General features: G+C 39.0%; 22 protein-coding genes and 2 pseudogenes. 15 read left to right on the plus strand and 9 right to left on the minus strand.

The genetic code is table 11. From position 1 onward, the window contains the following. The first annotated feature begins 8 nt into the window (after positions 1 to 8). Together H6F39_RS11775 and rimM (H6F39_RS11780) are read left to right on the plus strand one after the other, a co-directional pair. The gene (locus H6F39_RS11775) at positions 9 to 1,292 is read left to right on the plus strand and encodes a valine--pyruvate transaminase (RefSeq protein ID WP_190396767.1); all 1,284 of its coding nucleotides are present in this window, start codon (positions 9 to 11) and stop codon (positions 1,290 to 1,292) included. A gap of 5 nt (positions 1,293 to 1,297) precedes the next feature. Beyond that, positions 1,298 to 1,987, plus strand: a complete 690-nt coding sequence (gene rimM / locus H6F39_RS11780) for a ribosome maturation factor RimM (RefSeq protein ID WP_137908894.1) — start codon at positions 1,298 to 1,300, stop codon at positions 1,985 to 1,987. A 218-nt stretch (positions 1,988 to 2,205) separates the two neighbouring features. On the opposite strand, the pseudogene H6F39_RS11785 reads toward rimM (H6F39_RS11780), so the two are convergent. After that, positions 2,206 to 2,430: pseudogene (locus H6F39_RS11785) on the minus strand (NUDIX hydrolase); the annotation flags it as partial. On the opposite strand from H6F39_RS11785, the pseudogene rimM (H6F39_RS11790) reads away from it, so the two are divergent. Then, positions 2,423 to 2,767, plus strand: a pseudogene (rimM, locus tag H6F39_RS11790) (ribosome maturation factor RimM); the annotation flags it as partial. The pseudogenes H6F39_RS11785 and rimM (H6F39_RS11790) overlap by 8 nt on opposite strands. 218 nt (positions 2,768 to 2,985) lie before the next feature. On the opposite strand, the gene H6F39_RS11795 reads toward rimM (H6F39_RS11790), so the two are convergent. Further along, positions 2,986 to 3,417 carry an NUDIX hydrolase gene (locus tag H6F39_RS11795; protein WP_190396759.1) on the minus strand — a complete coding sequence of 144 codons (432 nt, stop codon included), beginning with the start codon at positions 3,415 to 3,417 and terminating at the stop codon, positions 2,986 to 2,988. A gap of 189 nt (positions 3,418 to 3,606) precedes the next feature. Between H6F39_RS11795 and malQ the strand changes: the two genes are divergently transcribed. Further along, complete coding sequence (gene malQ, locus H6F39_RS11800; RefSeq protein WP_190396760.1) at positions 3,607 to 5,115, plus strand: 4-alpha-glucanotransferase; 1,509 nt, start codon at positions 3,607 to 3,609, stop codon at positions 5,113 to 5,115. A 173-nt stretch (positions 5,116 to 5,288) separates the two neighbouring features. Here the strand turns inward: malQ and H6F39_RS11805 are convergent, their stop codons facing one another. Further along, positions 5,289 to 6,062 carry a RodZ domain-containing protein gene (locus H6F39_RS11805; RefSeq protein WP_190396761.1) on the minus strand — a complete coding sequence of 258 codons (774 nt, stop codon included), beginning with the start codon at positions 6,060 to 6,062 and terminating at the stop codon, positions 5,289 to 5,291. A 16-nt stretch (positions 6,063 to 6,078) separates the two neighbouring features. Further along, entirely contained in the window at positions 6,079 to 6,852 is a 774-nt protein-coding gene (locus H6F39_RS11810; protein WP_190396762.1) for a pseudouridine synthase, read from the minus strand. Positions 6,853 to 7,144: 292 nt separating this feature from the next. Here H6F39_RS11810 and H6F39_RS11815 point away from each other — a divergent pair, with 292 nt between their 5' ends. Next, positions 7,145 to 7,798 carry a DUF2993 domain-containing protein gene (locus tag H6F39_RS11815; RefSeq protein WP_306420211.1) on the plus strand — a complete coding sequence of 218 codons (654 nt, stop codon included), beginning with the start codon at positions 7,145 to 7,147 and terminating at the stop codon, positions 7,796 to 7,798. 84 nt (positions 7,799 to 7,882) lie between these two features. Here the strand turns inward: H6F39_RS11815 and H6F39_RS11820 are convergent, their stop codons facing one another. Continuing rightward, complete coding sequence (locus tag H6F39_RS11820; RefSeq protein ID WP_137907854.1) at positions 7,883 to 8,773, minus strand: phosphatidate cytidylyltransferase; 891 nt, start codon at positions 8,771 to 8,773, stop codon at positions 7,883 to 7,885. An 80-nt stretch (positions 8,774 to 8,853) separates the two neighbouring features. Next, entirely contained in the window at positions 8,854 to 9,456 is a 603-nt protein-coding gene (gene cbiT / locus H6F39_RS11825) for a precorrin-6Y C5,15-methyltransferase subunit CbiT (protein WP_137907853.1), read from the minus strand. A 114-nt stretch (positions 9,457 to 9,570) separates the two neighbouring features. Between cbiT and H6F39_RS11830 the strand changes: the two genes are divergently transcribed. Continuing rightward, complete coding sequence (locus H6F39_RS11830; RefSeq protein ID WP_190372177.1) at positions 9,571 to 10,965, plus strand: serine/threonine-protein kinase; 1,395 nt, start codon at positions 9,571 to 9,573, stop codon at positions 10,963 to 10,965. A 179-nt stretch (positions 10,966 to 11,144) separates the two neighbouring features. On the opposite strand, the gene cphA is transcribed toward H6F39_RS11830, so the two are convergent. Beyond that, positions 11,145 to 13,856 (minus strand): cyanophycin synthetase, encoded by a 2,712-nt coding sequence (gene cphA / locus H6F39_RS11835; RefSeq protein ID WP_137907852.1) that lies wholly within the window; start codon positions 13,854 to 13,856, stop codon positions 11,145 to 11,147. Positions 13,857 to 14,029: 173 nt separating this feature from the next. Then, on the minus strand, positions 14,030 to 14,893 hold the full coding sequence (locus H6F39_RS11840) for a cyanophycinase (RefSeq protein ID WP_028090521.1): 864 nt from the start codon (positions 14,891 to 14,893) through the stop codon (positions 14,030 to 14,032). A 551-nt stretch (positions 14,894 to 15,444) separates the two neighbouring features. On the opposite strand from H6F39_RS11840, the gene trmD reads away from it, so the two are divergent. The 9 genes from trmD to H6F39_RS11885 all read left to right on the plus strand — a co-directional run bounded on the left by trmD (position 15,445) and on the right by H6F39_RS11885 (position 24,246). Further along, positions 15,445 to 16,155 (plus strand): tRNA (guanosine(37)-N1)-methyltransferase TrmD, encoded by a 711-nt coding sequence (trmD, locus tag H6F39_RS11845; RefSeq protein WP_137907851.1) that lies wholly within the window; start codon positions 15,445 to 15,447, stop codon positions 16,153 to 16,155. A 109-nt stretch (positions 16,156 to 16,264) separates the two neighbouring features. Further along, a complete protein-coding gene (gene ispF, locus H6F39_RS11850; RefSeq protein WP_190396763.1) occupies positions 16,265 to 16,747 on the plus strand; it encodes a 2-C-methyl-D-erythritol 2,4-cyclodiphosphate synthase in 483 nt (160 codons plus the stop codon). Positions 16,748 to 16,773: 26 nt separating this feature from the next. Continuing rightward, positions 16,774 to 17,310, plus strand: a complete 537-nt coding sequence (locus H6F39_RS11855; protein WP_137907848.1) for a hypothetical protein — start codon at positions 16,774 to 16,776, stop codon at positions 17,308 to 17,310. Positions 17,311 to 17,345: 35 nt separating this feature from the next. Next, positions 17,346 to 17,981 (plus strand): PIN domain-containing protein, encoded by a 636-nt coding sequence (locus tag H6F39_RS11860; protein ID WP_190396764.1) that lies wholly within the window; start codon positions 17,346 to 17,348, stop codon positions 17,979 to 17,981. A gap of 25 nt (positions 17,982 to 18,006) precedes the next feature. Continuing rightward, positions 18,007 to 19,791 (plus strand): ABC transporter substrate-binding protein, encoded by a 1,785-nt coding sequence (locus H6F39_RS11865; RefSeq protein ID WP_137907846.1) that lies wholly within the window; start codon positions 18,007 to 18,009, stop codon positions 19,789 to 19,791. Between the two features lie 57 nt (positions 19,792 to 19,848). Then, complete coding sequence (larB, locus tag H6F39_RS11870; RefSeq protein ID WP_137907845.1) at positions 19,849 to 20,634, plus strand: nickel pincer cofactor biosynthesis protein LarB; 786 nt, start codon at positions 19,849 to 19,851, stop codon at positions 20,632 to 20,634. A 250-nt stretch (positions 20,635 to 20,884) separates the two neighbouring features. Continuing rightward, the gene (gene argH / locus H6F39_RS11875) at positions 20,885 to 22,273 is read left to right on the plus strand and encodes an argininosuccinate lyase (protein WP_137907844.1); all 1,389 of its coding nucleotides are present in this window, start codon (positions 20,885 to 20,887) and stop codon (positions 22,271 to 22,273) included. 598 nt (positions 22,274 to 22,871) lie between these two features. Continuing rightward, positions 22,872 to 23,339 (plus strand): NUDIX domain-containing protein, encoded by a 468-nt coding sequence (locus H6F39_RS11880; RefSeq protein ID WP_370539384.1) that lies wholly within the window; start codon positions 22,872 to 22,874, stop codon positions 23,337 to 23,339. Positions 23,340 to 23,427: 88 nt separating this feature from the next. Continuing rightward, positions 23,428 to 24,246: an alpha/beta fold hydrolase gene (locus tag H6F39_RS11885; RefSeq protein WP_190372146.1), complete on the plus strand. Its 819-nt coding sequence runs from the start codon at positions 23,428 to 23,430 to the stop codon at positions 24,244 to 24,246. 85 nt (positions 24,247 to 24,331) lie between these two features. Here the strand turns inward: H6F39_RS11885 and H6F39_RS11890 are convergent, their stop codons facing one another. Continuing rightward, positions 24,332 to 24,829 carry a pentapeptide repeat-containing protein gene (locus H6F39_RS11890; protein ID WP_137907860.1) on the minus strand — a complete coding sequence of 166 codons (498 nt, stop codon included), beginning with the start codon at positions 24,827 to 24,829 and terminating at the stop codon, positions 24,332 to 24,334. Between the last annotated feature and the right edge of the window lie 236 nt (positions 24,830 to 25,065).

The raw sequence follows: 25,065 nt of genomic DNA on the forward strand, positions 1-25,065 counted from the left end.
TAAACATGATCAAACCTGCCCTTACTAAAATTGGCGCTCAAATGTCTAACTTAACTGGCGTAAGAGCGATTATGAAAGATATTAACGAAACCCTCAGAGCTAGTAAGGGAAAGGAATTATATAATTTGAGTGCCGGGAATCCCCTGATTTTACCAGAGGTGGAACAGTTATGGCGGGATTGTACGGCAGATTTATTAGCTAGTTCTGAATATGGTGAGGTTGTTTGTCGTTACGGTTCAAGTCAAGGTTATTCACCATTAATTGACGCAATTGTCAAGGACTTTAACCAGCGTTATGGGTTAAGTTTAACTGACCGGAATATTTTAATTACTGCGGGTAGTCAAACTATCTATTTTTATGCCGCTAATGCTTTCGGTGGTTATACTCAAGATGGTAATTTAAAGGAAATTGTCCTGCCTTTAAGTCCAGATTATACTGGTTATGGTGGTGTTTGTTTGTTCCCAGAAGCTTTAGTCGCTTATAAGCCTACTTTGGATATTGATAGGGACGCACACCGTTTTAAATATCGTCCTGATTTTAACCAACTTTCCATTACAGAAAATACTGGTTGTGTGATATTTTCTCGTCCTTGTAATCCTACTGGTAATGTTTTAACTAATGATGAAGTGAATAAAATCACTAACTTAGCTGAACCTCATCATGTTCCTGTATTAATTGATTCTGCTTACGCGCCTCCGTTCCCAGCTTTGAATTTTACAGACATGACTCCCGTATTTGGGGAGAATATCCTCCACTGTATGAGTTTATCAAAGGCGGGATTGCCTGGAGAACGCATTGGGGTGGCTATTGGTGATGAAAAGCTAATTCAGGTCTTAGAATGTTTCCAAACTAATGTGGGAATTCATTCTTCTCGATATGGTCAAGCGATCGCCGCTCGCGCCATAGAATCAGGTATATTAGCAAATATCGCTGAAAATGTGATTCGTCCTTTCTACCAGAAAAAGTTTGATGTGTTAGAAAGTACATTAGCATTGGCAATGCCAAAAAATTTACCCTGGTTCTTACATCGTGGTGAAGGAGCGATTTTTGGCTGGTTGTGGTTGCAAGATTTACCCATGACTGATTGGGAATTTTACCAGGAATTAAAGAAAGTTGGTGTGATTGTTGTTCCTGGTAGTAGTTTCTTCCCCGGTTTACAAGAGGAATGGGAACACAAACACCAATGTCTCAGAATTAGTTTGACTGGTAGTGATGAGGAGATTATTATCGGTATGCAGCGTTTAGCTAAGGTTGCTGAACGGGTTTATCAAGTTGCGGCTATAAGTGTGTAAGAGAAATGAACCACGAAGACGCAAAGAACACGAAGAAAATATTGCAGGGAAGCAGGAAGCAGCCAGCAGCGGTAAAAGCTCAAAAATCACCTCTTCCTGGTGCGGTAAGGGCTGAGAAACCCCATTCTCAACCAATTCCTAATCTTGATGATTGGTTAGAAATTGGTAAAATTGTCGCACCTCAAGGTTTAAATGGGGAGTTGCGGGTTTATCCTGATACTGATTTTCCCGAACGCTTTGAAGAACCAGGAAGACGCTGGTTATTACGTCCAGGGGAAACGGAACTTCAACCTGTAGAATTATTAAGTGGACGCTATATTGAGGGTAAAAATCTCTATGTGATTAGATTAAAAGGAGTAAGCGATCGCTCTCAAGCTGAAAATATGCGTGATTGTCGGTTCTTTGTGCCTATAAGCGATCGCCCTAAATTGGCAGCGGGTGAGTTTCATGTGATAGACTTGTTAGGATTGCAGGTTTTTATGCAATCTTCTGGGGAGTTGGTGGGAACACTGGTAGATATATTACCTTCAGGTCATGATTTATTAGAAGTAAAATTAGATTCTGCTTTTGCTGAAGATAAAGCCGGAAAAACAGTTTTAATTCCCTTTGTGATGGAAATTGTCCCTGTTGTGGATTTGGAAAATCGTCGCGTTGAAATTACCCCTCCCCCTGGTTTGTTATCAATTAATGATTAGTTAAACTATGTCACATAAGTGGTTTAATAACTCTTTCTATTTGGAATTAATAGCTGCCTATATTTACTTAGGTTCAGATGAATTTACTGTTATATCGTGTCTGCCTAATCACTGACGATATAGTTCGTCATTGTATTGCCTTTTCCCAATTACCAATTACCCATTACCAGCCTCAACAGATATAATAAGTGTTCAACCGGACATGATATTAAAATCCCTCACCCCAATCTAGGACCTATCCCATAATTTCTATATTGCCAATAATCTCGCAAAATCCGGTCGTGATCAAAACACAAATCACTAGGAACACACCAAGGCTCGAAAATACCCACACCCTTAGCATCATCACCCGCTAAAGGTTGACCTGTAGCTGTTGCTAAAAACACAATACTAATTGTATGCTGACGAGAATCACGACGGGGATCAGAATAAACTAAAAATTTAAGCGATCGCTCTCAAGCTGAAAATATGCGTGATTGTCGGTTCTTTGTGCCTATAAGCGATCGCCCTAAATTGGCAGCGGGTGAGTTTCATGTGATAGACTTGTTAGGATTGCAGGTTTTTATGCAATCTTCTGGGGAGTTGGTGGGAACACTGGTAGATATATTACCTTCAGGTCATGATTTATTAGAAGTAAAATTAGATTCTGCTTTTGCTGAAGATAAAGCCGGAAAAACAGTTTTAATTCCCTTTGTGATGGAAATTGTCCCTGTTGTGGATTTGGAAAATCGTCGCGTCGAAATTACCCCTCCCCCTGGTTTGTTATCAATTAATGATTAGTTAAACTATGTCACATAAGTGGTTTAATAACTCTTTCTATTTGGAATTAATAGCTGCCTATATTTACTTAGGTTCAGATGAATTTACTGTTATATCGTGTCTGCCTAATCACTGACGATATAGTTCGTCATTGTATTGCCTTTTCCCAATTACCAATTACCCATTACCAGCCTCAACAGATATAATAAGTGTTCAACCGGACATGATATTAAAATCCCTCACCCCAATCTAGGACCTATCCCATAATTTCTATATTGCCAATAATCTCGCAAAATCCGGTCGTGATCAAAACACAAATCACTAGGAACACACCAAGGCTCGAAAATACCCACACCCTTAGCATCATCACCCGCTAAAGGTTGACCTGTAGCTGTTGCTAAAAACACAATACTAATTGTATGCTGACGGGAATCACGACAGGGATCAGAATAAACTAATAATTGTTGAATTAACTCTACCTTTAACCCTATTTCTTCCTCTGCTTCCCTAATTGCAGCTTTTTCCACAGTTTCACCATAATCCACAAAACCACCAGGTAGCGCCCACCCTAAAGGTTCATTATGTCTTTCAATGAGAATAATAGGGCGATGAGGTCTATCAATTAACTCAATAATGATATCAACAGTGGGTGCAGGATTTCTATAAGTCATTGTTCATTTGTTAATATGTAGGTTTATAGATCCTCGACTTGTTCAATGGGGATCTGAGTGAGTACAATAGATTATTGTGATTCATCTTCTTATTTCTTCACAAATCACAACAGTCAAGACTAACCATGCCATGATAAATTCGATGCGTAACTGATAAACGATTACCCTTTCCTATATTTCAGGTTAAATATGCCTTTTCCTAGATCCAGTGGTATTCTACTACATCCCAGTTCTTTCCCCAGTCGTTTTGGTATTGGGGATTTAGGACTGGAAGCCTATGATTTTATTGATTTTCTTAAAAATAGTCACCAGCAATATTGGCAAGTTTTACCTCTAGGTCCGACTGGTTACGGTAATTCTCCCTATATGTGCTATTCTGCAATGGCGGGAAATTACTTTTTAATTAGTCCCGACAAGTTGCTAGAGGAGGGTTTGTTAATTGAATCAGATTTGGCTGATTTACCAGATTTTCCGGCAGATTATGTAGATTTTCAGGAAGTTATCCCGGTTAAGGTTAATTTACTGATTAAAGCTTGTGAAGATTTTAAAACTAAGGCAACTTTAACTCAAAAACAAGCTTTTACTAAGTTTTGTACTGATAAAGGCTATTGGTTAAATAATTACGCTCTGTTTATGGCTCTTAAAGATGCCCAAAATGGTGCAGGCTGGCATAATTGGGAGCCGGAATTGGCAAAGCGTGAACCAGCGGCTTTAGCTGCGATGGAACAAGAGTTAGCGGCAGAAATTTTTTATTATAAGTTTGTCCAATATGAGTTTTTCCGTCAATGGTCAGAACTGAAAAACTATGCTAATGAAAATGGTGTAGAAATTATTGGTGATATCCCTATTTACGTAGCCCATGATAGCGCTGATGTCTGGGCTAATCCTGAGATATTTGCTCTAGACGAGGAAACAGGAGCAGCGGCTTTAATGGCCGGAGTCCCACCAGACTATTTTAGTGCCACTGGTCAATTATGGGGAAATCCGGTGTATAATTGGGAAGAATTACAAAAACAAGACTTTAAATGGTGGGTGCTGCGTTTTGAGGCCATGCTGGATTATGTAGATATCATTCGCATTGATCATTTCCGGGGTTTTGAGGCTTATTGGGCTGTACCCCAAGGTGAAACAACTGCTATGAATGGTGAATGGATTAAAGCACCCGGTGTGGCTTTATTTGAAACTATTAGAAAGCAGTTAGGTAAGTTACCTGTGCTCGCGGAGGATTTGGGGATTATCACCCCAGAAGTGGAAGCACTACGAGATCAATTTGAGTTTCCAGGAATGAAGGTATTACAGTTTGCTTTTGGTTCTGATCCCGGAAATCCCTTTTTACCCTTTAACTACAATCGTAATGCTGTAGTTTATACTGGCACTCATGACAATGATACAACTGTGGGCTGGTTTAATGTTGCAAATGATTACGAAAAGCAAAATTTATTGTTGTATTTAGGTTGTATTAGTCCTGACGGCATAAACTGGGATTTAATTAGATTAGCTTTGAGTTCTATCGCTAATCAGGCGATTATACCTTTACAGGATGTATTAGGTTTGGGAACTGATGCAAGAATGAATTTTCCAAGTACAGCGGAGGGAAATTGGCAATGGCGTTATCAAGCGGGTGTATTAACCCAAGAATTAAGCGATCGCTTAAAAACTCTCACCCTGCGTTGTGGACGCGCCCCTAGACAATCCTAAGTTAGTTAAATAAATTTGGGCTAATAAACGCGAAAAAAAACTGATGTTTTCGCTATTTTGTCCTGGTTTGACTGAATAGACGAAAACCCCAAGTTTTTGATCAAACCACCCTTGATTGAGATCAAGCCAAAAGCCAAAATAAGCCAAAATTTAACGATGATGATGATTTCCGGTTAGTTTGGTCCAGCAGCGATCTTGATTTCCTCGGTTTTGCCAATTTCCCCCATTTCTTTGGCTTTCTGCCGATTCACGCTCATTAACACCCCACCAGCATTATTAGTTTTTACTATCAGCTGCTGACTAGCTTTCCAAGTACGACTAAAACCTTGTGGTAAAACTCCTTCAAAAGCCGTTTTACCATCTGTCACCACACTAATCCATGAGGAGGCTTTTAAGGTAACACCAACTTGTACAGACTGATCCTGTTTACTACTGGGCTGTTTATTAGAAGATGTTTCTTGTTCTGTTAATGGCTGTGCTGTCTTTGATTGAATTTGGCGATTATTGGACTGCAATGTGGCATTATTTAATAAATGAGATAAACTGTTAACAGAGCAGAAAATCAAAACAATGTAAAACAGGTAAAGATGTATAGGACGGAATTGAGCAATGTTTTGGTTTTTCCAAGTGGATTTAAAAGCCACTGGTTGATAACCAATCGGGAAATGACTGGCAAATTCCCTCCCCTTAATTCCTAAAGCATCTGCAAACTGCCTAATTAAACCTTGAATATAAATTGGTTCTGGTAGGTCGCTTAAATTACCTTCTTCAATGGCTTGCAAAAGTCGTCGAGGAATTCTGGTGAAGAGGACTAACTCATCAAGAGTTAAATTCTTTTCCTGACGTAGGGAAGCCAGTTGAGAGCCAAGCTGTATCAACTTTTCACTTTGATGTTGCTTGATAGAAGGTTTGATTGGCTGTTCATCCTTCTTTCTGAACCATTTCATGTTTTTCCTTTACTCCTTAACTCAGCTTTGTCTTTATGGGTGTGCGATTTATCTGCTTGCTTAAAAAAATCATCTCGTCTTGAGTTAAATGACGATATTCACCAACTTGCAAAAATGGTGTTATTGCCGTCTTTAATTGAATTGAACCTATGGCCGTCCGATGTAGCTTGATAACTGGATATCCCAACTGTTCGGCTACACGACGAATTTGCCGATTTCTTCCCTCCTGTAAAACAATTTCTAAACAGCTTTGGTTAATATAAGTTTCAATTAAACGCACCCGGGCTGGTCTGGTGATTTTTCCTTCCAGAATTACACCCTGACTCCACCTTTGAATAACTGCTGCGGGGGGATGTCCTTGGACAGTAACACGATAGCTCTTAGAAATACTATGACTAGGATGGGTAAGTCCATAAGTTAATTCCCCATCATTTGTCAGGATTAACGCTCCTGTAGAGTCTACATCCAAACGACCAACGGGGTGAATACCCAATCCCTCTCTTAATTCTGAGGGTAGCAGATCCAGGACAGTTGGTCTTCCTTGGGGGTCATGGCAAGTAGATACAAATCCTGCTGGTTTATGCAGCAATAAATAGATCAAAGATGGACGTTGTCCCGTCAGGACTGGTAGATCATCAATCAAGATTTTGTCTCGTTGGGGATCGACTTTTTGACCTAAATGTGCCAATATGCCATTAACACGCACCCTTGATTGTCTAATCATTTCTTCACTTTCACGACGGGAGGCAATGCCCCATTGAGCTAAAATTTTTTGTAATCGTTCCTCCATGTTTTAATTGTCACTTTTATTTCTCATTGAATACTATTATATTACTGATTTTTTGACTTTTTTGTGAAAAAACTCCTATATTACAGTTAAGAACTATTTAAGATACTTATAGCACTTGCGCAAGTGTCACACTAAAATTCTATTGTAGACGGTAGTCATGCACCTTGCTAATGTGCCAGTTGCGTAAGTCCTGACTTAATAGCTAAACATATTTACATATAATTACTGGAAAATGATAGAAACAAGTTCACCAAATACAGATAATAACAAATTTAAGCTCATTACAAAAGTTTTGACTTCAGCAATCAAGTTATGGATAAGAACCCAGTTAAATCAAGTATCGGGTTTAGATGTACATATCAAAGCGAGCGATCGCCAACTTTTTTCTGGTTGTATTCCTGGGGTATCTATTTCTGCTAGTAAAGCTGTGTATCGAGGAATTCATATCACAGAAATCGAACTTTATGCCGAAAAAATACAACTTAATGTCTCATCAATATTGAGAGGACAGCCGCTGCAATTATTAGAAATAGTACCTGTTGTTGGTAAACTAATAGTTGAGGAACAGGATCTTAATAACTCCCTCTCATCTCCATTATTATTGACGGCTATAAATGATTTACTGATTACCTTAATACCACAATCTGGAATAAATTTCAAGTCCCTTAGTTGGCGAAAAATTACCCTTGACAATCAGTTATTGATCCTGCATGGTATAACTATTTCTGATAAGCAAGAAACATTCTTTAATATTCATTTATACTTAAAACTACTCAACGGACAAGAACTGCAATTGACACAAGTTGAGATCAAAAGCGACGAAGAAGTTATTCTAGAAGGATATGCTCCTGATATTATAAATCTGGGGACAGATGTTGATATTAAAGAAATCTCTCTGATACCGGGACAACTGATTTGTTATGGACGCATTAACATTAACCCATAGGCATCTGCCTGAATCAGGATATCCAGGACTTAAGGATTTTCAGGATTTCATACTGATATGTGACAATAAACCGCAAATTACGAATTACAGAGTTGTTTGTAAAAGCGGCAAAAGCAACGTCACAAAATAATAAACTAAAGGAGCGGTAAAAATATAACTATCAGTCCGATCTAAAATACCACCATGTCCGGGGATTAATTGTCCAGAATCTTTCACACCCGCATCACGTTTAAGTAACGATTCCGTTAAATCACCTAATAAACTAGCAATACCAATAATCAAACCCAATGTTAAACCGGTAATTAACCAGTAGGGAAAATGGAGAAAATAAGCACCTGTCACAGCCACGGCCAAACTAGCAGCAATACCAAAAACTGCACCTTCTACGGTTTTCCTGGGACTAATATCCGATAAACGAGTTTTACCGAAGAATTTACCAATAATATAAGCACCAATATCAGCAGCCCAAATACACAAAAAAGCGAGGATAGTGGTTGTTAAACCTGTTGATAGGGCGCTAAAATTGCCTTGTCCAATATCCTCCCAATGGGATGGCCAATAACCACCTAAAGGCAAATTGCTGGTAAGATCATGATTAATTTCCCGTAAGCGTACCCAGTAACTTGGTAAATAACCTACATAAAACAAACCCATAATAGAAGCGGAAATATCGGCAATTGTGGCTAGTTTAGGTTGAAAAAGTAGATAAAAACAAATCAGTGTTCCTGCTATGGGCATAATTGCATCAGCTAAACTAGCATTAAGAGTACAAATTGCCAATAAAACTTGACTGACAAACATAGTAGTTTTTACTGCTGGTGTAATGCCGCGAGAACGCACTAAGTTAAAATATTCTTGTTGACCTAAAAATACAACAATAGCGATCGCTATGGTGAAATACCACCCCCCTAATAGGGTTGAAGACAGCGCCATGACAATCGCAATAATTCCACTAACAATTCGAGACCAGGGCATAATAGTATTTTGGATTTTGGATTTTAGATTTTGGATTGAATCCAAAACCGAAAACCGCAGAAGTTTTAATTCATTCAAATTTAGTCTAATTTCTCACCACTGAGAATAAAAATGGGATCTCCAGCTACAAAAGTTTGAGAATAACCCCGTGTTTCCAAACGGTTCACCCCTGACTGGACAACTTCGATATTTCTCACTCTCAATTGGGAAAAACTTTGAGAAATAGCATACAGACTTTCTAGATTAGCAGCTGTTGCCACTACTCGTCCAGATGTGGGTAAATATTGCCATGCAGCTTGGACAATTTCATTTATCGCTTTTCCCCCCTCAATGCAAATACGATCAGGTTGTAACTTGATTTGATTTAAACATTCCGGGGCGTTACCTTCAATAACTTCTACGTTTTTCACTTCAAAGCGATCGCAATTGCGTTTAATCAGGTTAGCTACATCCTCATCACGTTCAATTGCAATTACCCGTCCTTGGGGACACAATAAACCCACCTCTATAGGAATTGTACCCGTTCCCGCACCAATATCCCACAATATTGAATCTGCTTGTAGTCGCAGTTGAGAAATCAACAACAATCTTAATTCTCGCTGACTGAGGGGAATACCTGGTAAATGCTCAAATAATTCATCGGGAATCCCTGGAGTAATATAAGGCCAAAGTGGGGAAGGCATAAGCAATTAAAAATTAAAATTAACAATTAAATTAACAATTAAATTAAAATCAGGAATGGGTAAGATAATTTTGGTATTTATGCTCATGAGTGACACAAGGATACTGTAATGATCATGAATAGGGAAATATTAGCCAATCGTTACGAGATTCAACAACAGTTAGGCAAAAAAGCTGGTAGAAGCACTTTCCTAGCTACTGATGTAGTAACTGGAAAATCGGTAATTGTCAAGTTACTTGCTTTTGGTGGTGATTTTGAATGGGATGATCTGAAATTATTTGAAAGGGAAGCCCAAACTTTAAAATCTTTATCACATCCTTTTATTCCAGCTTACTTAGACTATTTTGAGGTTAATTCCCCTATATATAAAGGATTTGCCCTCGTCCAGACTTATATCCCAGCCCAAACCCTAGAACAATATTTACAAACTGGGAGAAAATTTACAGAAGTTGAAGTCCAAGAAATTGCCAAAGCACTTTTAGAAATTCTTATATATTTACATAACTTAAATCCACCAGTTATCCATCGTGATATTAAGCCTAGTAATATTTTATTAGGAGAACGTTCTGGTAATAGCGTCGGTTCAGTTTATTTAGTAGATTTTGGTTCAGTTCAGACTGTTCTAGCAGCAGAAGGAGGGACAAGAACGATTGTCGGAACCTATGGTTATATGCCACAAGAACAGTTTGGAGGCCGCACAGTTCCCGCTTCTGACCTTTATAGCTTAGGATGCACAATAATTTATTTGGTGACGGGGACTCACCCAGCAGATTTACCCCAAAAGGATTTTTGCATTGAGTTTGAGCAATTTACTAATATTAGTCCCTATTTTACTAATTGGTTGCAAAAAATCACAGAACCGAGTTTAGAAAAGCGTTTCTCTTCTGCAACTCAAGCGCTAATAGCTTTAGAACAGGGAGAGGGAAAATATACCGAAATTACAGCTTTAGCTGTTGGTAAACCAGCAGGTAGTGAAATTCAAATCACAAAAAATGAAGATTTTTTAGAAATTACCATCCCCCCTACTGGCTTTAAACCCTCGATGGTATTTATAGGGTGTTTTGCCACATTTTGGAATTTATTTATATTAGTTTGGACTATTGGCGCTCTTTCTGCTCCTTTTCCCGCCAATATTCCCTTTGCTTTGTTTTCATTACCTTTTTGGGGTGCTGGTTTTTCGATGATATATGCTGGCATATTATACCCTTTATTTGGCAGCGTGAAAGTACGTATAGATAAAGAACAAATTACTTTTAATGCTTGGTTAGGAAAATGGAAAATCCGTCGTCGTTCAGCTTCTAGAGCAAGTATTAATAAACTGATTTATACACCACAACATTTTACTGGAGATTCGGAAGATAGAACCCTACAACCAGCAAAATTAGAAATTTGGGCGGGAGTGAAAAAATTTGAGTTTAATCTTGATACTCTGAAATCTGAAGCAGAATTAGAATGGTTAGCTATGGAATTAAGTGATTGGTTGGGTATAGGACTCTCTGAGGTAAGATAGTATTGAAGCCTCATCTAAATGCTACCGTGATTAATTTTCAGCATTATTGCCACTTTTGTATTTATCGGCTGAGGTTGGTTAATTATTAAACGTAAATAACATGAATTATAGCTAAAATTAACCCCCAGACCGAAATTATAAATTAGTCCGGGGGCAATTTACAAACAAGATCAAGTTCACTAAATCGGCGTATTGACCACAGAGGAAGGTGCTACCCCCCCAGAAAGTTTTGTCTGGGAATCATTGCTAATTGAGTTTTGTAGTGGTATTTCATCATCTATCACACCACGCAACTTAATTAACTTGATCGCCCGGTTAACACTTTCTGGTAAAATCACCACCAAACTACCATCGGCAGCCATATCTAAGGCTTTGTTAATGGCTTTAGTTTCGTCTAGAATTGATTCAAAGCGACTATTAGGCTTAACCTCATTAATACCCTTAGTAATCAAATCCGAGGCTGAACCCCGTGGCCGTCCTCTGGTATCATCATCTTCCTTAACAATAATATAGTCAAAGATATCCGCCGATAACTTACCCAGCATAACAAAATCTTCGTCACGGCGATCTCCAGGACCTCCAACCACACCAATACGCTGTCCTGTTGTCCAGTTGCGAACAAATGAACCCAAAGCCTCATAACTAGCCGCATTATGGGCATAATCAACTAAAGCGTGGTATTTACCCAAATTAAACAAATTCATGCGTCCTGGGGTTTGACTTACAGAAGCGCGGAAACTTCTCAAACCAGCACGAATTTGCTCAATTGTGACATCTTGGACAAAAGCTGCCAAACTTGCGGCTAAAGCATTAGCAATCATAAATGGCGCTCTTGCGCCCATTGTCAAGGGGATATTTTCCGCTCTTTCAATGCGGTGTGTCCAATCACCTTTAACAATTGACAGATAATCATGTTCATAGACTGCGGCTACTCCTCCCTTTTGGATATGCTTTCGCACCAGTTCTGAATCGGGATTCATGGTAAAATAAGCAACATTGGCCTTAGTTTTTTCTGCCATAGCCGCAACCCGTGGATCATCAGCATTGAGTACAGTATAACCATCAGGGAATACAGCTTCAGCAACTACGCTTTTAAGATGGGCTAATTGCTCTATAGTATCTATATCACCGATACCCAGATGATCCGCAGATACATTTAATACTACACCCACATTAGCATTATCAAAACCGAGTCCAGAGCGGAGAATACCACCACGAGCAGATTCTAATACCGCCACCTCTACAGTAGGATCTTGGAGGATGACATGGGCGCTTTGAGGACCAGTATTATCCCCTGATTCTACCAAGAAATCACCGATATAAGTACCGTCTGTGGTCGTATAACCAACCACCTTACCTGTTTGCTTATAAATGTGTGCCAATAGGCGGGTAGTAGTGGTTTTGCCATTTGTCCCGGTTACTGAGAGAATGGGAACACGGCTGGCTTGATCATTGGGGAATAGCATATTAATCACAGCACCAGCGACATTGCGGGGTATACCCACGCTGGGGGCGACGTGCATTCGGAAACCAGGAGCGGCATTAACTTCGACAATCACACCATCTAATTCTCTCAAAGGACGGCTAATATCAGAAGTGACAATATCTATACCAGCAACATCTAAACCGATGATTCTGACTACCCGTTGTGCTAACCAAACGTTTTCTGGGTGAATTTCGTCCGTACGGTCTACAGCACTACCACCTGTGCTTAGATTTGCCGTTGCCCGTAGATAACAAATTGCTCCTGATGGAGGCACACTATTGATAGTATAACCTTGTCTTTCTAGTAGCTGATAGCTACTACGGTCTAGTTCAATCTTAGTGAGGACATTATCATGACCTTCACCGCGCTTAGGATCTTGGTTAGTTTCTTCAATTAGTTCTAGAATAGTAGACTTGCCATTACCCACGACATGGGCGGGGATTCTTTCTGCTACAGCGACTACTTTGCCATTTACTACTAATACCCTATGGTCGCGGCCAAGATAATATCGCTCGACAATGATTGAGTTAGAAACTTGTCTAGCCATTTCGTAGGCTGCTTCTGCGTCTTTCCAGTTTCTGATATCAATGGTGATACCACGGCCATGATTGCCATCTAAAGGCTTAATAACGATTGGATAACCGCCAACATATTCAATAGCTTCTTCCAAATCGTCAAAGAAATTGATGACTGTACCTCTAGGAACTGGTATACCATTGGCATAGAGAATACGTTTAGTGGCCTCTTTATCACAAGCTAATTCTACACCGAGAATGCCTGTGTTGTTGGTCATTGTGGCCTGAATCCGTTTTTGATGGATACCATAGCCCAACTGAATGAGAAACCTTGCTGGTAAAGGCATCCAGGGAATGCCTTTTTTCTCAGCTTCTTTAATAATGGCTTCTGTTGAAGGTCCAAGAGTTGCATCGCGCCAAAAGTCTTTTAAGTCTTGGATATCTTGCTCTAATTCGGCTTTCGGATAACGGCCTCGGTCAATAATGCTTTGACATAGCCTTACTGCTGCCCGTGCTGCGTAACGACCCGCTTCTTCATTTAGGTACTCAATCACTACCTGGTAAATCCCAGGTGTGGCAGTTTCACGGGTGCGACCGAAACCTACGTGCATTCCCGCCAATTCCTGGAGTTCCAAGGCTACGTGTTCCACTATATGACCCATCATAGTGCCTTCTCGCACCCGCATTAGAAAACCACCACGACAGCCGGGGGAACAATAGTGACCCTCTAAACTTGGCAGAGCCTCTACTAATCCTTCATAAAAGTCAGTTATTTCATTGGAGGGAGTTTCGGCAATATTCTCTAAGTCGAGGCGCGTAACGATCAGCTTGTGCCGTCTAATGCTCCAGTAGTTTGGGCCGCGTAAGGTCTGGATCTTGAGGATTCTCATGGGAATAGGTAGATGGAGATTCGGAACCAAAATTCTAGTTTCTGACTGGAATTGACCGCTAAACTGTTCATTTTGAACAGTTTTTCTGGTGAGATCATATCTAAATCTGGATCTGGGGACAGCAAGAAATCAATTCGGGGTCAAGTCAGTGTCACTTTAGATACTCTATCCCGTTAGCTAGAGATGCGATGCACAGCAGGTAAAACAGTACGTTGGTAAAGATGGAAGCGATCTCCGTAACTGAGGATATGTAGTCGTAAATTATGTACAGTCAATGGTTCATTTGCACTGACATTAGGTTCGTTGGTATGGGTTAGTTCTGTGGGGTCAACAATAGTAACACTACCTTTACCCATAACTTGCAACCAACCATCCCGTTCAAACACAGCACAAGTATCTTCATCAATACCAATGCCTAAGCGATCAGGGTGAGAGGCGATGGCACTTACAAGTCGTCCCATGCGATTCCGGTTATGGAAATGTTGGTCAACTACCACTTCAGGAATAAATCCTAAGCCGGTTGCCATGTCCACCAGGGAACGATTGGGTGTTTCACCACTCCCACCGCCAGCGATCATGTGATGGCCCATTACAGCTGCTCCAGCACTTGTACCTGCTAGAGTCAGTTGTCCGGCTCTCACCCGTTGGCGGATAATTTCCATGGCTGGTGTATCGGAGAGGACTCCACAAAGGCGCAGTTGGTCTCCTCCTGTCAAGAAGACACCACTACAGGCTTCGAGGGATGCTTTAATCTCAGGATTTTCACATTGTTCCCGTTCACGAATGTCTAAAATTTCCACCTTTTCCGCACCCATTTCTTCAAAAATGCGGATATACCTACCACCGATAATGGCAGGCTCCCGGGAGGCTGATGGAATTATTGTAATATACGCCTTGTTACCACCAGCACGAATAAAAAAAGTTCTCAGAATTTCTCGTCCATGAACTTTATCTTCGGCGCCTCCGATAACCATAACGGCGGTTTTAGTTGCTTGGGGTGTCCTCATTTCCAGCGATTTAACTTCTAACTGCGGCATTGTGTTTGTGCTTGAGGGAGTCAACAACTTCAGGTCAATTGAACAAGGTTTGGTACTTGTTAATTTTCGCCTTTTGCTTGGTGTGAGAGGACACGGCTTGACGGACATGAGGCTTCAACTATGACATCATGTCCGTCTTTCTCATAGCCAGTGCCATTGTTTTTTACCTATCTACGACTTCTATGGGGCTTTCATAGTCTTAGTCCAACTACAATTCCCTTCTAGATTTAGGCTTTAGTAGGTTTTGACACTCTTACTTTTGATAGCGTAGCCATGGCTGGCTGGATGCATCCCGGAAGTTGTTAACTTTAGTGGGATTATTAACTTAAATTTAGTGGTGACAATATTTAAACACAATTTAAACACAAATCCAGTGATTAGAAAAACTTTTGATTTCACCAAAGAACTAAAAGTTATGGTACTTTTAGATACTATTGGTAGATTTTTTCTTGATTTTAGCCGTTTCTATGGCTTAGGCCAGTCTAAGCTATTAGTTATTGTGTTTGCTCAGTATCTACCACTAAGATTAGTTCTATCGAATACGAATTACTGTGCGTTTTGATATAGTTACACTTTTTCCTGACTGTTTTACTTCAATTCTCCATTCTGGTTTATTGGGTAAGGCCTTAGCTAAACAGATTGCTCAGGTGCATCTGACTAACCCTAGAGATTTTACCACCGATAAGCACCACAAAGTAGATGATGAACCCTATGGCGGCGGGGTGGGAATGTTGATGAAGCCAGAACCTATTTTTGCTGCTGTGGAGTCTTTGCCCATTCTAGCCCGTCGAGATGTGATTTTCATGAGTCCCCAAGGACAAACGATTAACCAGCCCTTGCTGCGCGAATTAGCCACGAATTACGACCAATTAGTTATCATCTGTGGTCACTATGAAGGAGTAGATGAAAGGGTACTAAATTTAGTAACTCGTGAGGTGTCCTTAGGAGATTTTATCCTGACTGGGGGCGAAATTCCTTCTATGGCTTTGATTAATGGCGTGATGCGTCTGTTACCGGGAACTGTAGGTAAGGAGGAATCTCTCAAAACTGAAAGTTTTGAAGAAAGTTTGTTAGATTTTCCCCAGTATACTCGTCCTGCTAATTTTCGCGGTTGGAAAGTTCCAGATGTGTTACTAAGTGGTAATCATGGTAAAATAGCCCGTTGGCGTTTTCAACAACAAATTGAACGTACTGCTTTACGTCGTCCCGATTTACTGAAAAAATGGCAAGAAGAGAGGGAACAGGGAACAGGCGACAGGTAACAGGTAACAGGTGACAGGTAACAGGTGACAGGTGACAGGTAACAGGTGACAGGCGACGGGTAACAGGTAACAGGGAGAAGATTCCCCCATTAACAAATAACAACTAACTATGAACATTAGAATTGGTAATGGCTACGATATACACAGATTGGTGAGCGATCGCAATTTAATTTTAGGCGGTATTCACATTCCCCATGAACTCGGTTTGTTAGGACACAGTGACGCTGATGTTCTCACTCACGCAATTATAGACGCAATGTTGGGAGCATTATCTCTAGGGGATATTGGTCATTATTTTCCCCCCACAGATCCCCAATGGGCTGGGGCTGATAGTCTTGTATTATTAAAACAGGTCAATCAGCTAATTCTTGATCAAGGTTGGAAAATCGGCAATATTGATTCTGTTGTAGTTGCTGAACGTCCCAAATTAAAACCTCATATTAATTCAATGCGGGATAAATTAGCAGCAGTTTTAGCAGTAGAACCAAATCAAATTGGTGTCAAAGCTACCACTAATGAAAAACTTGGACCAACGGGGAGGGAAGAAGGGATTTGTGCTTATGCAGTGGTTTTGTTGGTAAGTGGTAATTAATTGATAACTAATAGGAGAATAAGAGAATGTTTAGTTTAGAAAAACCAGAAGAACTAATTAAAATGAGGCTTATTTCTAGTCTCAAAAATACTTTGTCTAATTCACCTACGGAATTAGAAAAATTATTTTCCCTTTCTCAACCAGATATTATTGTAGTAGACAAAAATCAAGAAATTGCATTATTAGTTGATATTCAGTTACAAGAAAGACAGTCCAAAAAATTGTTATCAGAAGTTACACAATTGTATTTACAGAATGCCGAAAAAGATATTCGCTTTGCCATGTCAGCTAACCTACAGAACATAACTATTTTTAAATCAAACAGTGAACACCTTTTAAATCCCGTCATTTCTCTGTTTTCTGCGGATATTCTTAGCCATTATGAACCAGAATTTAGCAATAGCAAAATATTGTATTTATACTTGAGAACACTTATAGAAGCTTGGTTAAGAGATTTAGCATATCATTGGAAATCAGAAATACCTCCAGGAACAAAAGAATTATCCAAAATTGGGTTATTGGAAAAAATGAAAGATGGAGATACTTATACACAGGATGAATAAAATTAGAATCAACGTTAATTATTAGGTGAATCCAGGTGACAATACTTTACATAGAAACTAATTTCTTAATGTCCATTGCAGAAGGACAAGATCCACAAGCAGATTTACTATTATTTAATCCTCCACCTTCTATTCAAATATATATACCAAATATTTGTTATATTGAATCCATGGCAGTATTTAAACAGAAAAAGCAAGCAATAACAAATTTCACAAAAATAATGAATGAAAGAAGACGGGAAGCTAGACGCGATCTTTCTTCTAATCATGCTCAATCTCTAGCAGTTAATTTAGACCAAGCAATTATTGATAATAACTATTTATTGAACGATTTAGATACTCGTCTTTCCAGCGCAATAGATAGACAACAAGCTAAGAGCAAGTGTATATATCTAGAAAATCATATACTACAAGATACTTGTAGTGCAATTTTAACTCAACCAGGACAAATGTTAGTTAACAATGATCTCATGGATAACTTGATTTTACGGACTATTATTCATCATGCTACTTTACCTACATCTCCTAGGCAAGAAAAGGCTTTTATCAGCAACAATACTAAAGACTTTGATAAACCTGAAGTTAAATATGCTTTACGCAATGCTGGAATCAGATATTTTACAATGACACAGCATTTTCTCGATTGGTTTAACTCTCGTTCATTAACTTAAAAATAATTATTTAATTACCGAAACTATGACATTAACTAAAATAATACTCAATCACACAAAACGGTTTTTATTACTAATAACAATCATTGCTTTTACAGCAATAGGAATTACCGCTTGTAACCCAACCAAATTAAAAACCAGTACCGCTCAAGTACCCCAATTAGTAACCAGTATTCTTAGTGATCCAAAAACATTTAATGCTGCGTTGAGTTCCGAATCACCAAATATTTTTGGTTACACTTATGAGGGACTATTAACCCAAAATCCCATTGACGGTAAAATAGAAGGAGCATTAGCCAAATCTTGGGAAATATCACCAGATAAAACCAAAATAACCTTTACCATGCGCGAAGGTTTAAAATGGTCAGATGGAGAACCATTAACAGTTGATGATGTCGTCTTTACCTACAATGATATTTATCTAAATCAAGACATACCCACAGACACTAGAGATGTTTTAAGAGTGGGGAAAGATCGCAAATTACCAACAGTTAAAAAAATAGATAATAGGAGAGTAGAATTTAGTGTACCTGAACCATTTAGACCTTTTTTGCTGAGTACAGGATCGTCTATTTTACCTGCTCATATCTTAGAAAAATCAGTCAAAACCAAAAATAAAGATGGTAAACTAGAGTTTTTAAGTAAATGGGGTGTTGATACTCCTCCTGAAGAACTGATTGTTAATGGACCTTACAAACTGGAAAGATATGATACAAGTCAACGGATAATTTTTCGTCGTAACCCCTATTATTGGCGTAAAGATGTTCAAGGTAAATCCCAACCATATATTGAACGGATAATTTGGCAAATTGTCGAATCAACTGATACGGCTTTACTCCAATTTCGCTCTGGAGATTTAGATGCTATTGGGGTTTCCCCTGATTATTTTTCTCTATTAAAAGTTCAAGAAAAACAAGGTAACTTTAAAATATATAATGGTGGTCCTAGTTCTACTACTTCCTTTATGTCTTTTAATTTAAATAAGGGAACAAGAAATGATAAGCCATTAGTTGATCCTATTAAATCTAAATGGTTTAATAATGTCCAATTTCGTCAGGCTGTAGCCTATGCTATTGATAGACAAACCATGTTAAATAATACTTTTCGTGGTTTAGGTACACCTCAAGATTCTCCTATTTCTGTCCAAAGTCCTTATTTTTTACCACCAGAAAAAGGCTTGAAGGTTTACAAATATAATCCCGATAAAGCTAAACAATTACTACTACAAGCCGGATTCAAATATAATGACAAAAATCTCTTACTAGATGATCAAGGTAATGAGGTGAGATTTGCATTATTAACAAATGCTGGGAATAAAATTCGAGAATCAATGGGTTCACAAATTAAACAGGATTTAAGTAAAATCGGTATTCAAGTAGATTTCACACCTTTGGCTTGGAATACCTTTATAGACAAACTTTCTAATACTTTAGATTGGGATGCTTGTTTAATAGGCTTAACAGGGGGTTTAGAACCAAATGATGGTGCAAATGTGTGGTCACCTGAAGGAGGTTTACATATGTTTAATCAAAAACCTCAAGCCGGACAGAAACCAATTGAAGGGAGAGAAGTTACACCTTGGGAAATCAAAATTAATGATCTTTATATTCAAGGGGCGCAGGAATTTGATGAAGAGAAAGTTAAAGAAATTTATTGGGAAAGTCAGCAATTAACCCAGGAATATTTACCTTTTATTTATTTGGTTAATTCCTACGCTATGTCAGGAATTCGGAACCGGTTTCAAGGTATCCAATTTTCCGCTCTTGGTGGTGCTTTTTGGAATATTCATGAAATTAAAGTTACGAAATAGTTAACTGTTGACTGAATAAGAGAACTCTAAAATCTAAAATCCAAAATCCAAAATCCCATGACTCAACCCGAAAATTTGCGATCGCTCTTAGAATCCGTCGCTAATGGTAAAATAACCCCAGAGATAGCCTTCGACTCCCTCAAAGATTTAGCCTATCAATCTGTAGGTGAGTTTGCTAAAATAGACCACCACCGTCAATTAAGAACCGGTTTCCCGGAGGTAATTTGGGGACCTGGTAAAACACCGGAACAAATTGCTCAAATTATGGAGGTAATGCGACATCGGACTTCTGTAGTCATGGCTACTCGTATAGAACCTCAAGTATATTCCGCAATTCAAAAAAAAGTTAGAAGTATACAATATTATGAACAAGCCCGAATCTGTGCCATTGTTCCCTCGGTAATTGAAGTCAAATTCCGTGGTAAAATCGGCATTCTTTCCGCTGGTACTGCTGATTTAGCTGTTGCTGAAGAAGCGGCTGTCACTGCTGAACTTTCTGGTTTCTCTGTACAGCGTCTTTGGGATGTAGGTGTAGCGGGAATACACCGTTTACTCAGTAACCGTCACCTATTAGAATCAGCGTCAGTATTAATTGTCGTAGCAGGTATGGAAGGGGCTTTACCTAGTGTAGTAGCTGGTTTGGCAGATTGTCCAGTGATTGCTGTTCCTACTAGTATTGGTTATGGTGCAAGTTTTTCCGGTTTAGCACCTCTATTGACAATGCTCAATTCTTGCGCTGCTGGTATAGGTGTGGTAAATATAGATAATGGCTTTGGTGCAGCGGTTTTAGCGGGACAAATTTTAAGAACTTCAGAAAAATTACGCTTGACAGCAGAAACATAGTCAGATAACAAGGTAAAATAACCCAAGTTGCTAGTTATCTAGTTGAGACTGGTAATAGGTAAGTGGTAATTGGTGATAAAATTCCTGTTTTCACCTGCGGAACGCTACTACACCAGTAAAGTCCTCCTTGAGTGGAAATAAGGGAAAATCAAGGTTTACAAAGGCCAAATCATGTATTAGTTTAGACTTTAGAAACATCCTCTAATATCTATTTAATATCTATTAGCACATTCTTCCTCTCTTCAGATTTATGACCAAAAAACAAACTTGGAGTCAGCGGTTTGAGTCCGCGCTACATCCGGCGATCGCTCGCTTTAATGCCAGTATAGGTTTTGATATTGAACTTATCGAATATGATATTACTGGTTCTCAAGCTCATGCTAAAATGTTAGCTCACACGGGGATAATTTCCCATGAAGAAGGGGAAATACTATTTACAGGTTTAGAACAAATTCGTCAAGAATACCACCAGGGACAATTTCAGCCCGGTATTGACTCCGAAGATGTGCATTTTGCTGTAGAAAAGCGACTAACGGAAATTGTCGGGGATGTCGGTAAAAAGCTACACACAGCCCGTTCTCGCAATGATCAAGTAGGTACTGATACTAGATTGTACCTCCGTGATCAAATTCAACAAATTCGCCAGCAATTGCGGGAGTTTCAAGGGGTTATACTAGATATAGCCGAAAAAAATGTAGAAACGCTGATTCCTGGTTATACCCACCTGCAACGAGCCCAACCCGTGAGTTTAGCACATCATTTACTAGCATACTTTCAGATGGCACAACGGGACTGGGAACGGTTAGCAGACGTTTATAGCCGAGTGAATATCTCCCCTTTGGGTTGTGGGGCTTTAGCGGGAACAACTTTTCCTATTGACCGCCACTATACAGCCAATTTATTGCATTTTGATCACGTTTATGCTAATAGCTTGGACGGGGTGAGCGATCGGGATTTTGCCATAGAATTTCTCTGTGCTGCTAGTATAATCATGGTTCACCTCAGCCGTCTTTCCGAGGAAGTGATTTTGTGGGCTTCAGAAGAATTTCGTTTTGTCACCCTTAAAGATAGCTGTGCTACAGGTTCTAGCATTATGCCCCAAAAGAAAAACCCCGACGTACCAGAATTAGTCAGAGGGAAAACAGGGCGGGTATTTGGTCATTTGCAAGCCATGTTAGTGATTATGAAGGGTTTACCACTGGCTTATAACAAAGACCTACAGGAAGACAAAGAAGGTATCTTTGACAGCGTGAACACAGTTAAAGCCTGTTTAGAGGCAATGACAATTTTACTGCAAGAAGGTTTAGAATTTCGTCATCAGCGATTAGCAACAGCGGTTACAGAGGACTTTGCTAATGCTACAGATGTTGCAGATTATCTCGCTGCCCGTGGTGTACCCTTCCGAGAAGCTTATAATATTGTTGGTAAAGTCGTGAAAACCAGTATTGCTGCCGATAAACTACTTAAAGATTTGCAGTTAGAAGAGTGGCAAGAAATTCATCCTGCCTTTGCAGCGGATATTTATGAAGCTATAGCCCCTCGTCAAGTTGTTGCAGCCCGCAATAGCTATGGAGGCACAGGGTTTGTTCAAGTTAGAGAGGCTATTATTAATGCCCGGACTCAACTCAGCGGAAAATAATTTTCAATTCAGGGAATTGGTAATGGGTAATTGGTAATTGGTAATTCACTTTTGACAAATGACAACGAACAACGCACTACTGACTAATCACACAAGTAAGGGTGTACTAGTGTACACCCCAAAAATTCAAAATATGAAAGAGTAAAATTTAACCAGATACATTAATCAGCAGCGTCCATTGCTGCTGCCCCTGTGCCTTCGTCCTCTTCACTCTTGGGCGATCTTTGCTGGAATCTTCTGCCCATTCTACCTGTAGTAGTCCGTTTACGAAACTTTCTGGCGTAGGCCTGGTTTCGTAGCGCCTTCTCTTTCTTCGGGTTACGGCGCTTTGCCATATTCACCTCATGAATAAACAACAAAAAAATGGCATCTAGGCATGACTTAGGCCATATTAGCTACCGATATTATTGATATACTTTTTTAGCCTAGTGCTGCAATCAATACACTTTGAACAGCATACCATTATATCTTATTAAAAAGTCTGATGTCAAGCTAAATTTGGGTAAGTGATAGGTAATAGGTAGTTCTGGACGGGTTTCTTGTTCTAAAATATAATGAGGGAATTTGAACTTTGAACATTCTTATTTTTTTTAAGTCAATGATTCAGTCCACACGTAGCTTATGGCACTTTGGGCAAACTATACTGGGTATTATATTTCGCCATCCCATTACAGGTACAAGCATTATCCCTATTTTACCTGATGGTCAAATTGTGTTAATTAGAAGAAAGGATGATGGTTGTTGGTCATTACCGGGTGGTATGGTGGATTGGGGAGAAGATGTTCCCCATGCAGTCTGTCGGGAGTTAATGGAGGAAACGGGGCTAGAATTAGTCGAAATTCGCCGTTTAGTGGGAGTTTACTCGTCACCAGATCGTGATCCTCGTATTCATTCTATCTGTATTGTTGTGGAAGCCGAAGTCGCAGGAAAAATGGCCATAAAAGATAATTTAGAAGTTATGGAAATCCAAGCTTTTCCCCTTAGTTCTCTACCACAACCAGATATGTCTCATGATCATTCTCGTCAGTTACAAGACTATTTAAATGGCTTAACAACTCTTGCGTAAAAGATGGAAAATTGAAGATTTTGGGTTTGAAAATTAAATCCAAAGTCTATTAATTAGGAATTACAAAAATGAGTAAATGAGTATTAAAATGAATATTTTATTTCGCAACTCCCGCAGAAAACTTTCTCAAGGGATATTATTCTGGCGCGAGGTTGGTAATGGAATACCCGTGGTTTTTCTGCATGGTGCATGGAATGATGGTAGCGAATGGGTATCAACAATGGAATCAATAGCGGAGGGTATCCATTGTTTTGCACTAGATTTATTAGGTTTTGGTGAATCAGCAAATCCTAATATTCACCATTCTATAGATTTACAAGTGGAGTGTTTAGCTGATTTTCTAGAGGCTTTAAAATTAGAAAAAGTCTATTTAGTTGGTAATTCTTTAGGAGGTTGGATTGCTGCTAGTTATGCTGTAAAATATCCAGAACAAATATATGGTTTGATACTGTTATCCCCGGAGGGTGTAGCAGCAGAAGGACAAAAACAGTATTGGGAAAAAAGACGGTGCTTATTGAATTGTCCACCATGGGTAATTAAATTTTTACGCTTAATTATTCCTTTAATTAAATTGATTGGTTGGGAAGAAAAAATCACTAAGGATTTAGAATTAAGAAAAACTTTGTTAGATTACCCTACAGCCTCTCACTTACTTTTTAACCGCAAAAAACCGGAAATAGAAGCAGAATTTTTAGAAAAACACCTGCCTAATATTAAATTTCCCTGTTTAATTTTACAAAGTGGTGAAGATACCGCCATTGCTATATCTAGAAGTAATACTTATGCTCGACTAATTCCCAATATTAAGTTACATAATATTACCCATGGAGAAAGTAATTTACCAGAATCTTGTCCTGATGTTGTGGCCGAAGCTATTTGGGATTTTATCAGTATTAGTCAATACTGAAGAACCATAATTTAGAATTACTAAAATTTAGAATTACTAAGTTTTTCTGAAAACCCCTTCTCCGTAGTGAAGGGGATAAGTATATTTATTTACATCCTAAAGATTGACGAGTATCTACACCTGTTTTAGAATTTACACCACTGGCGTTAATACAGAGTTTTTTCACCTGTACCATATCTAAAATTGCATTGGTAAAATCAGCACCAGTAATATTAACATCATCAAAGGTAGAACGCAACATCATTGCATCTTTCAACACAGCATCACTTAAATCAGCGGTTTTAAATCTTGTTAAATAGGAAATACCTTCAGTAAAATCAATGCCATGTAAATTTGCACCTTCTAATAAAGAACCATTAAAAACAGCACCCCGCAAATCAGCATTACTAAAGTTACTATTCCCTAATTTCACATTTGTAAACTCAGTTCTAATTAAACTTTGACCAGAATAGTCCTTTCCCGCGACTCCCTGATTCATGTTAAAACTAGTAACATTAGAAGAACTTGCAGCTTGGGCTGATAAAGGGAAAACAAACAACACCAAGGCTAAAATCATACTAGCCAATATTGGGCGATACTTGATCATCTTTGCTTAATAAATCTCAACAATTCCACTATTAATCATTAAACCGCAGGAAGGAGTCAGAAGTAATTCTCTGCTAAATTAGAAGCTGTCCACTAGGATAGATATACTCAAAATAGTGAGAAACTCTACTTGCTTTTGACTAAAAACTGGGTTTGAAAGGTTCTGAGTCTCTCCTCTCCACGGGGAGAGGTTTAATAAAGGAGTCAAGTTTTCAGGTCTTTCATGTATAAATT

The organism is Dolichospermum sp. FACHB-1250, from assembly GCF_014696335.1.
Taxonomy (GTDB): domain Bacteria; phylum Cyanobacteriota; class Cyanobacteriia; order Cyanobacteriales; family Nostocaceae; genus Dolichospermum; species Dolichospermum planctonicum.

Bases quoted from the DNA above. Each gene is read 5' to 3' on its own strand.
- rimM (WP_137908894.1), top strand. From the start codon at position 1,298: ATGAACCACGAAGACGCAAAGAACACGAAGAAAATATTGCAGGGAAGC.
- H6F39_RS11795 (WP_190396759.1), bottom strand. From the start codon at position 3,417: ATGACTTATAGAAATCCTGCACCCACTGTTGATATCATTATTGAGTTA.
- malQ (WP_190396760.1), top strand. From the start codon at position 3,607: ATGCCTTTTCCTAGATCCAGTGGTATTCTACTACATCCCAGTTCTTTC.
- H6F39_RS11805 (WP_190396761.1), bottom strand. From the start codon at position 6,062: ATGAAATGGTTCAGAAAGAAGGATGAACAGCCAATCAAACCTTCTATC.
- H6F39_RS11810 (WP_190396762.1), bottom strand. From the start codon at position 6,852: ATGGAGGAACGATTACAAAAAATTTTAGCTCAATGGGGCATTGCCTCC.
- H6F39_RS11820 (WP_137907854.1), bottom strand. From the start codon at position 8,773: ATGCCCTGGTCTCGAATTGTTAGTGGAATTATTGCGATTGTCATGGCG.
- cbiT (WP_137907853.1), bottom strand. From the start codon at position 9,456: ATGCCTTCCCCACTTTGGCCTTATATTACTCCAGGGATTCCCGATGAA.
- H6F39_RS11830 (WP_190372177.1), top strand. From the start codon at position 9,571: ATGAATAGGGAAATATTAGCCAATCGTTACGAGATTCAACAACAGTTA.
- cphA (WP_137907852.1), bottom strand. From the start codon at position 13,856: ATGAGAATCCTCAAGATCCAGACCTTACGCGGCCCAAACTACTGGAGC.
- H6F39_RS11840 (WP_028090521.1), bottom strand. From the start codon at position 14,893: ATGCCGCAGTTAGAAGTTAAATCGCTGGAAATGAGGACACCCCAAGCA.
- ispF (WP_190396763.1), top strand. From the start codon at position 16,265: ATGAACATTAGAATTGGTAATGGCTACGATATACACAGATTGGTGAGC.
- H6F39_RS11855 (WP_137907848.1), top strand. From the start codon at position 16,774: ATGTTTAGTTTAGAAAAACCAGAAGAACTAATTAAAATGAGGCTTATT.
- H6F39_RS11865 (WP_137907846.1), top strand. From the start codon at position 18,007: ATGACATTAACTAAAATAATACTCAATCACACAAAACGGTTTTTATTA.
- larB (WP_137907845.1), top strand. From the start codon at position 19,849: ATGACTCAACCCGAAAATTTGCGATCGCTCTTAGAATCCGTCGCTAAT.
- argH (WP_137907844.1), top strand. From the start codon at position 20,885: ATGACCAAAAAACAAACTTGGAGTCAGCGGTTTGAGTCCGCGCTACAT.
- H6F39_RS11880 (WP_370539384.1), top strand. From the start codon at position 22,872: ATGATTCAGTCCACACGTAGCTTATGGCACTTTGGGCAAACTATACTG.
- H6F39_RS11885 (WP_190372146.1), top strand. From the start codon at position 23,428: ATGAATATTTTATTTCGCAACTCCCGCAGAAAACTTTCTCAAGGGATA.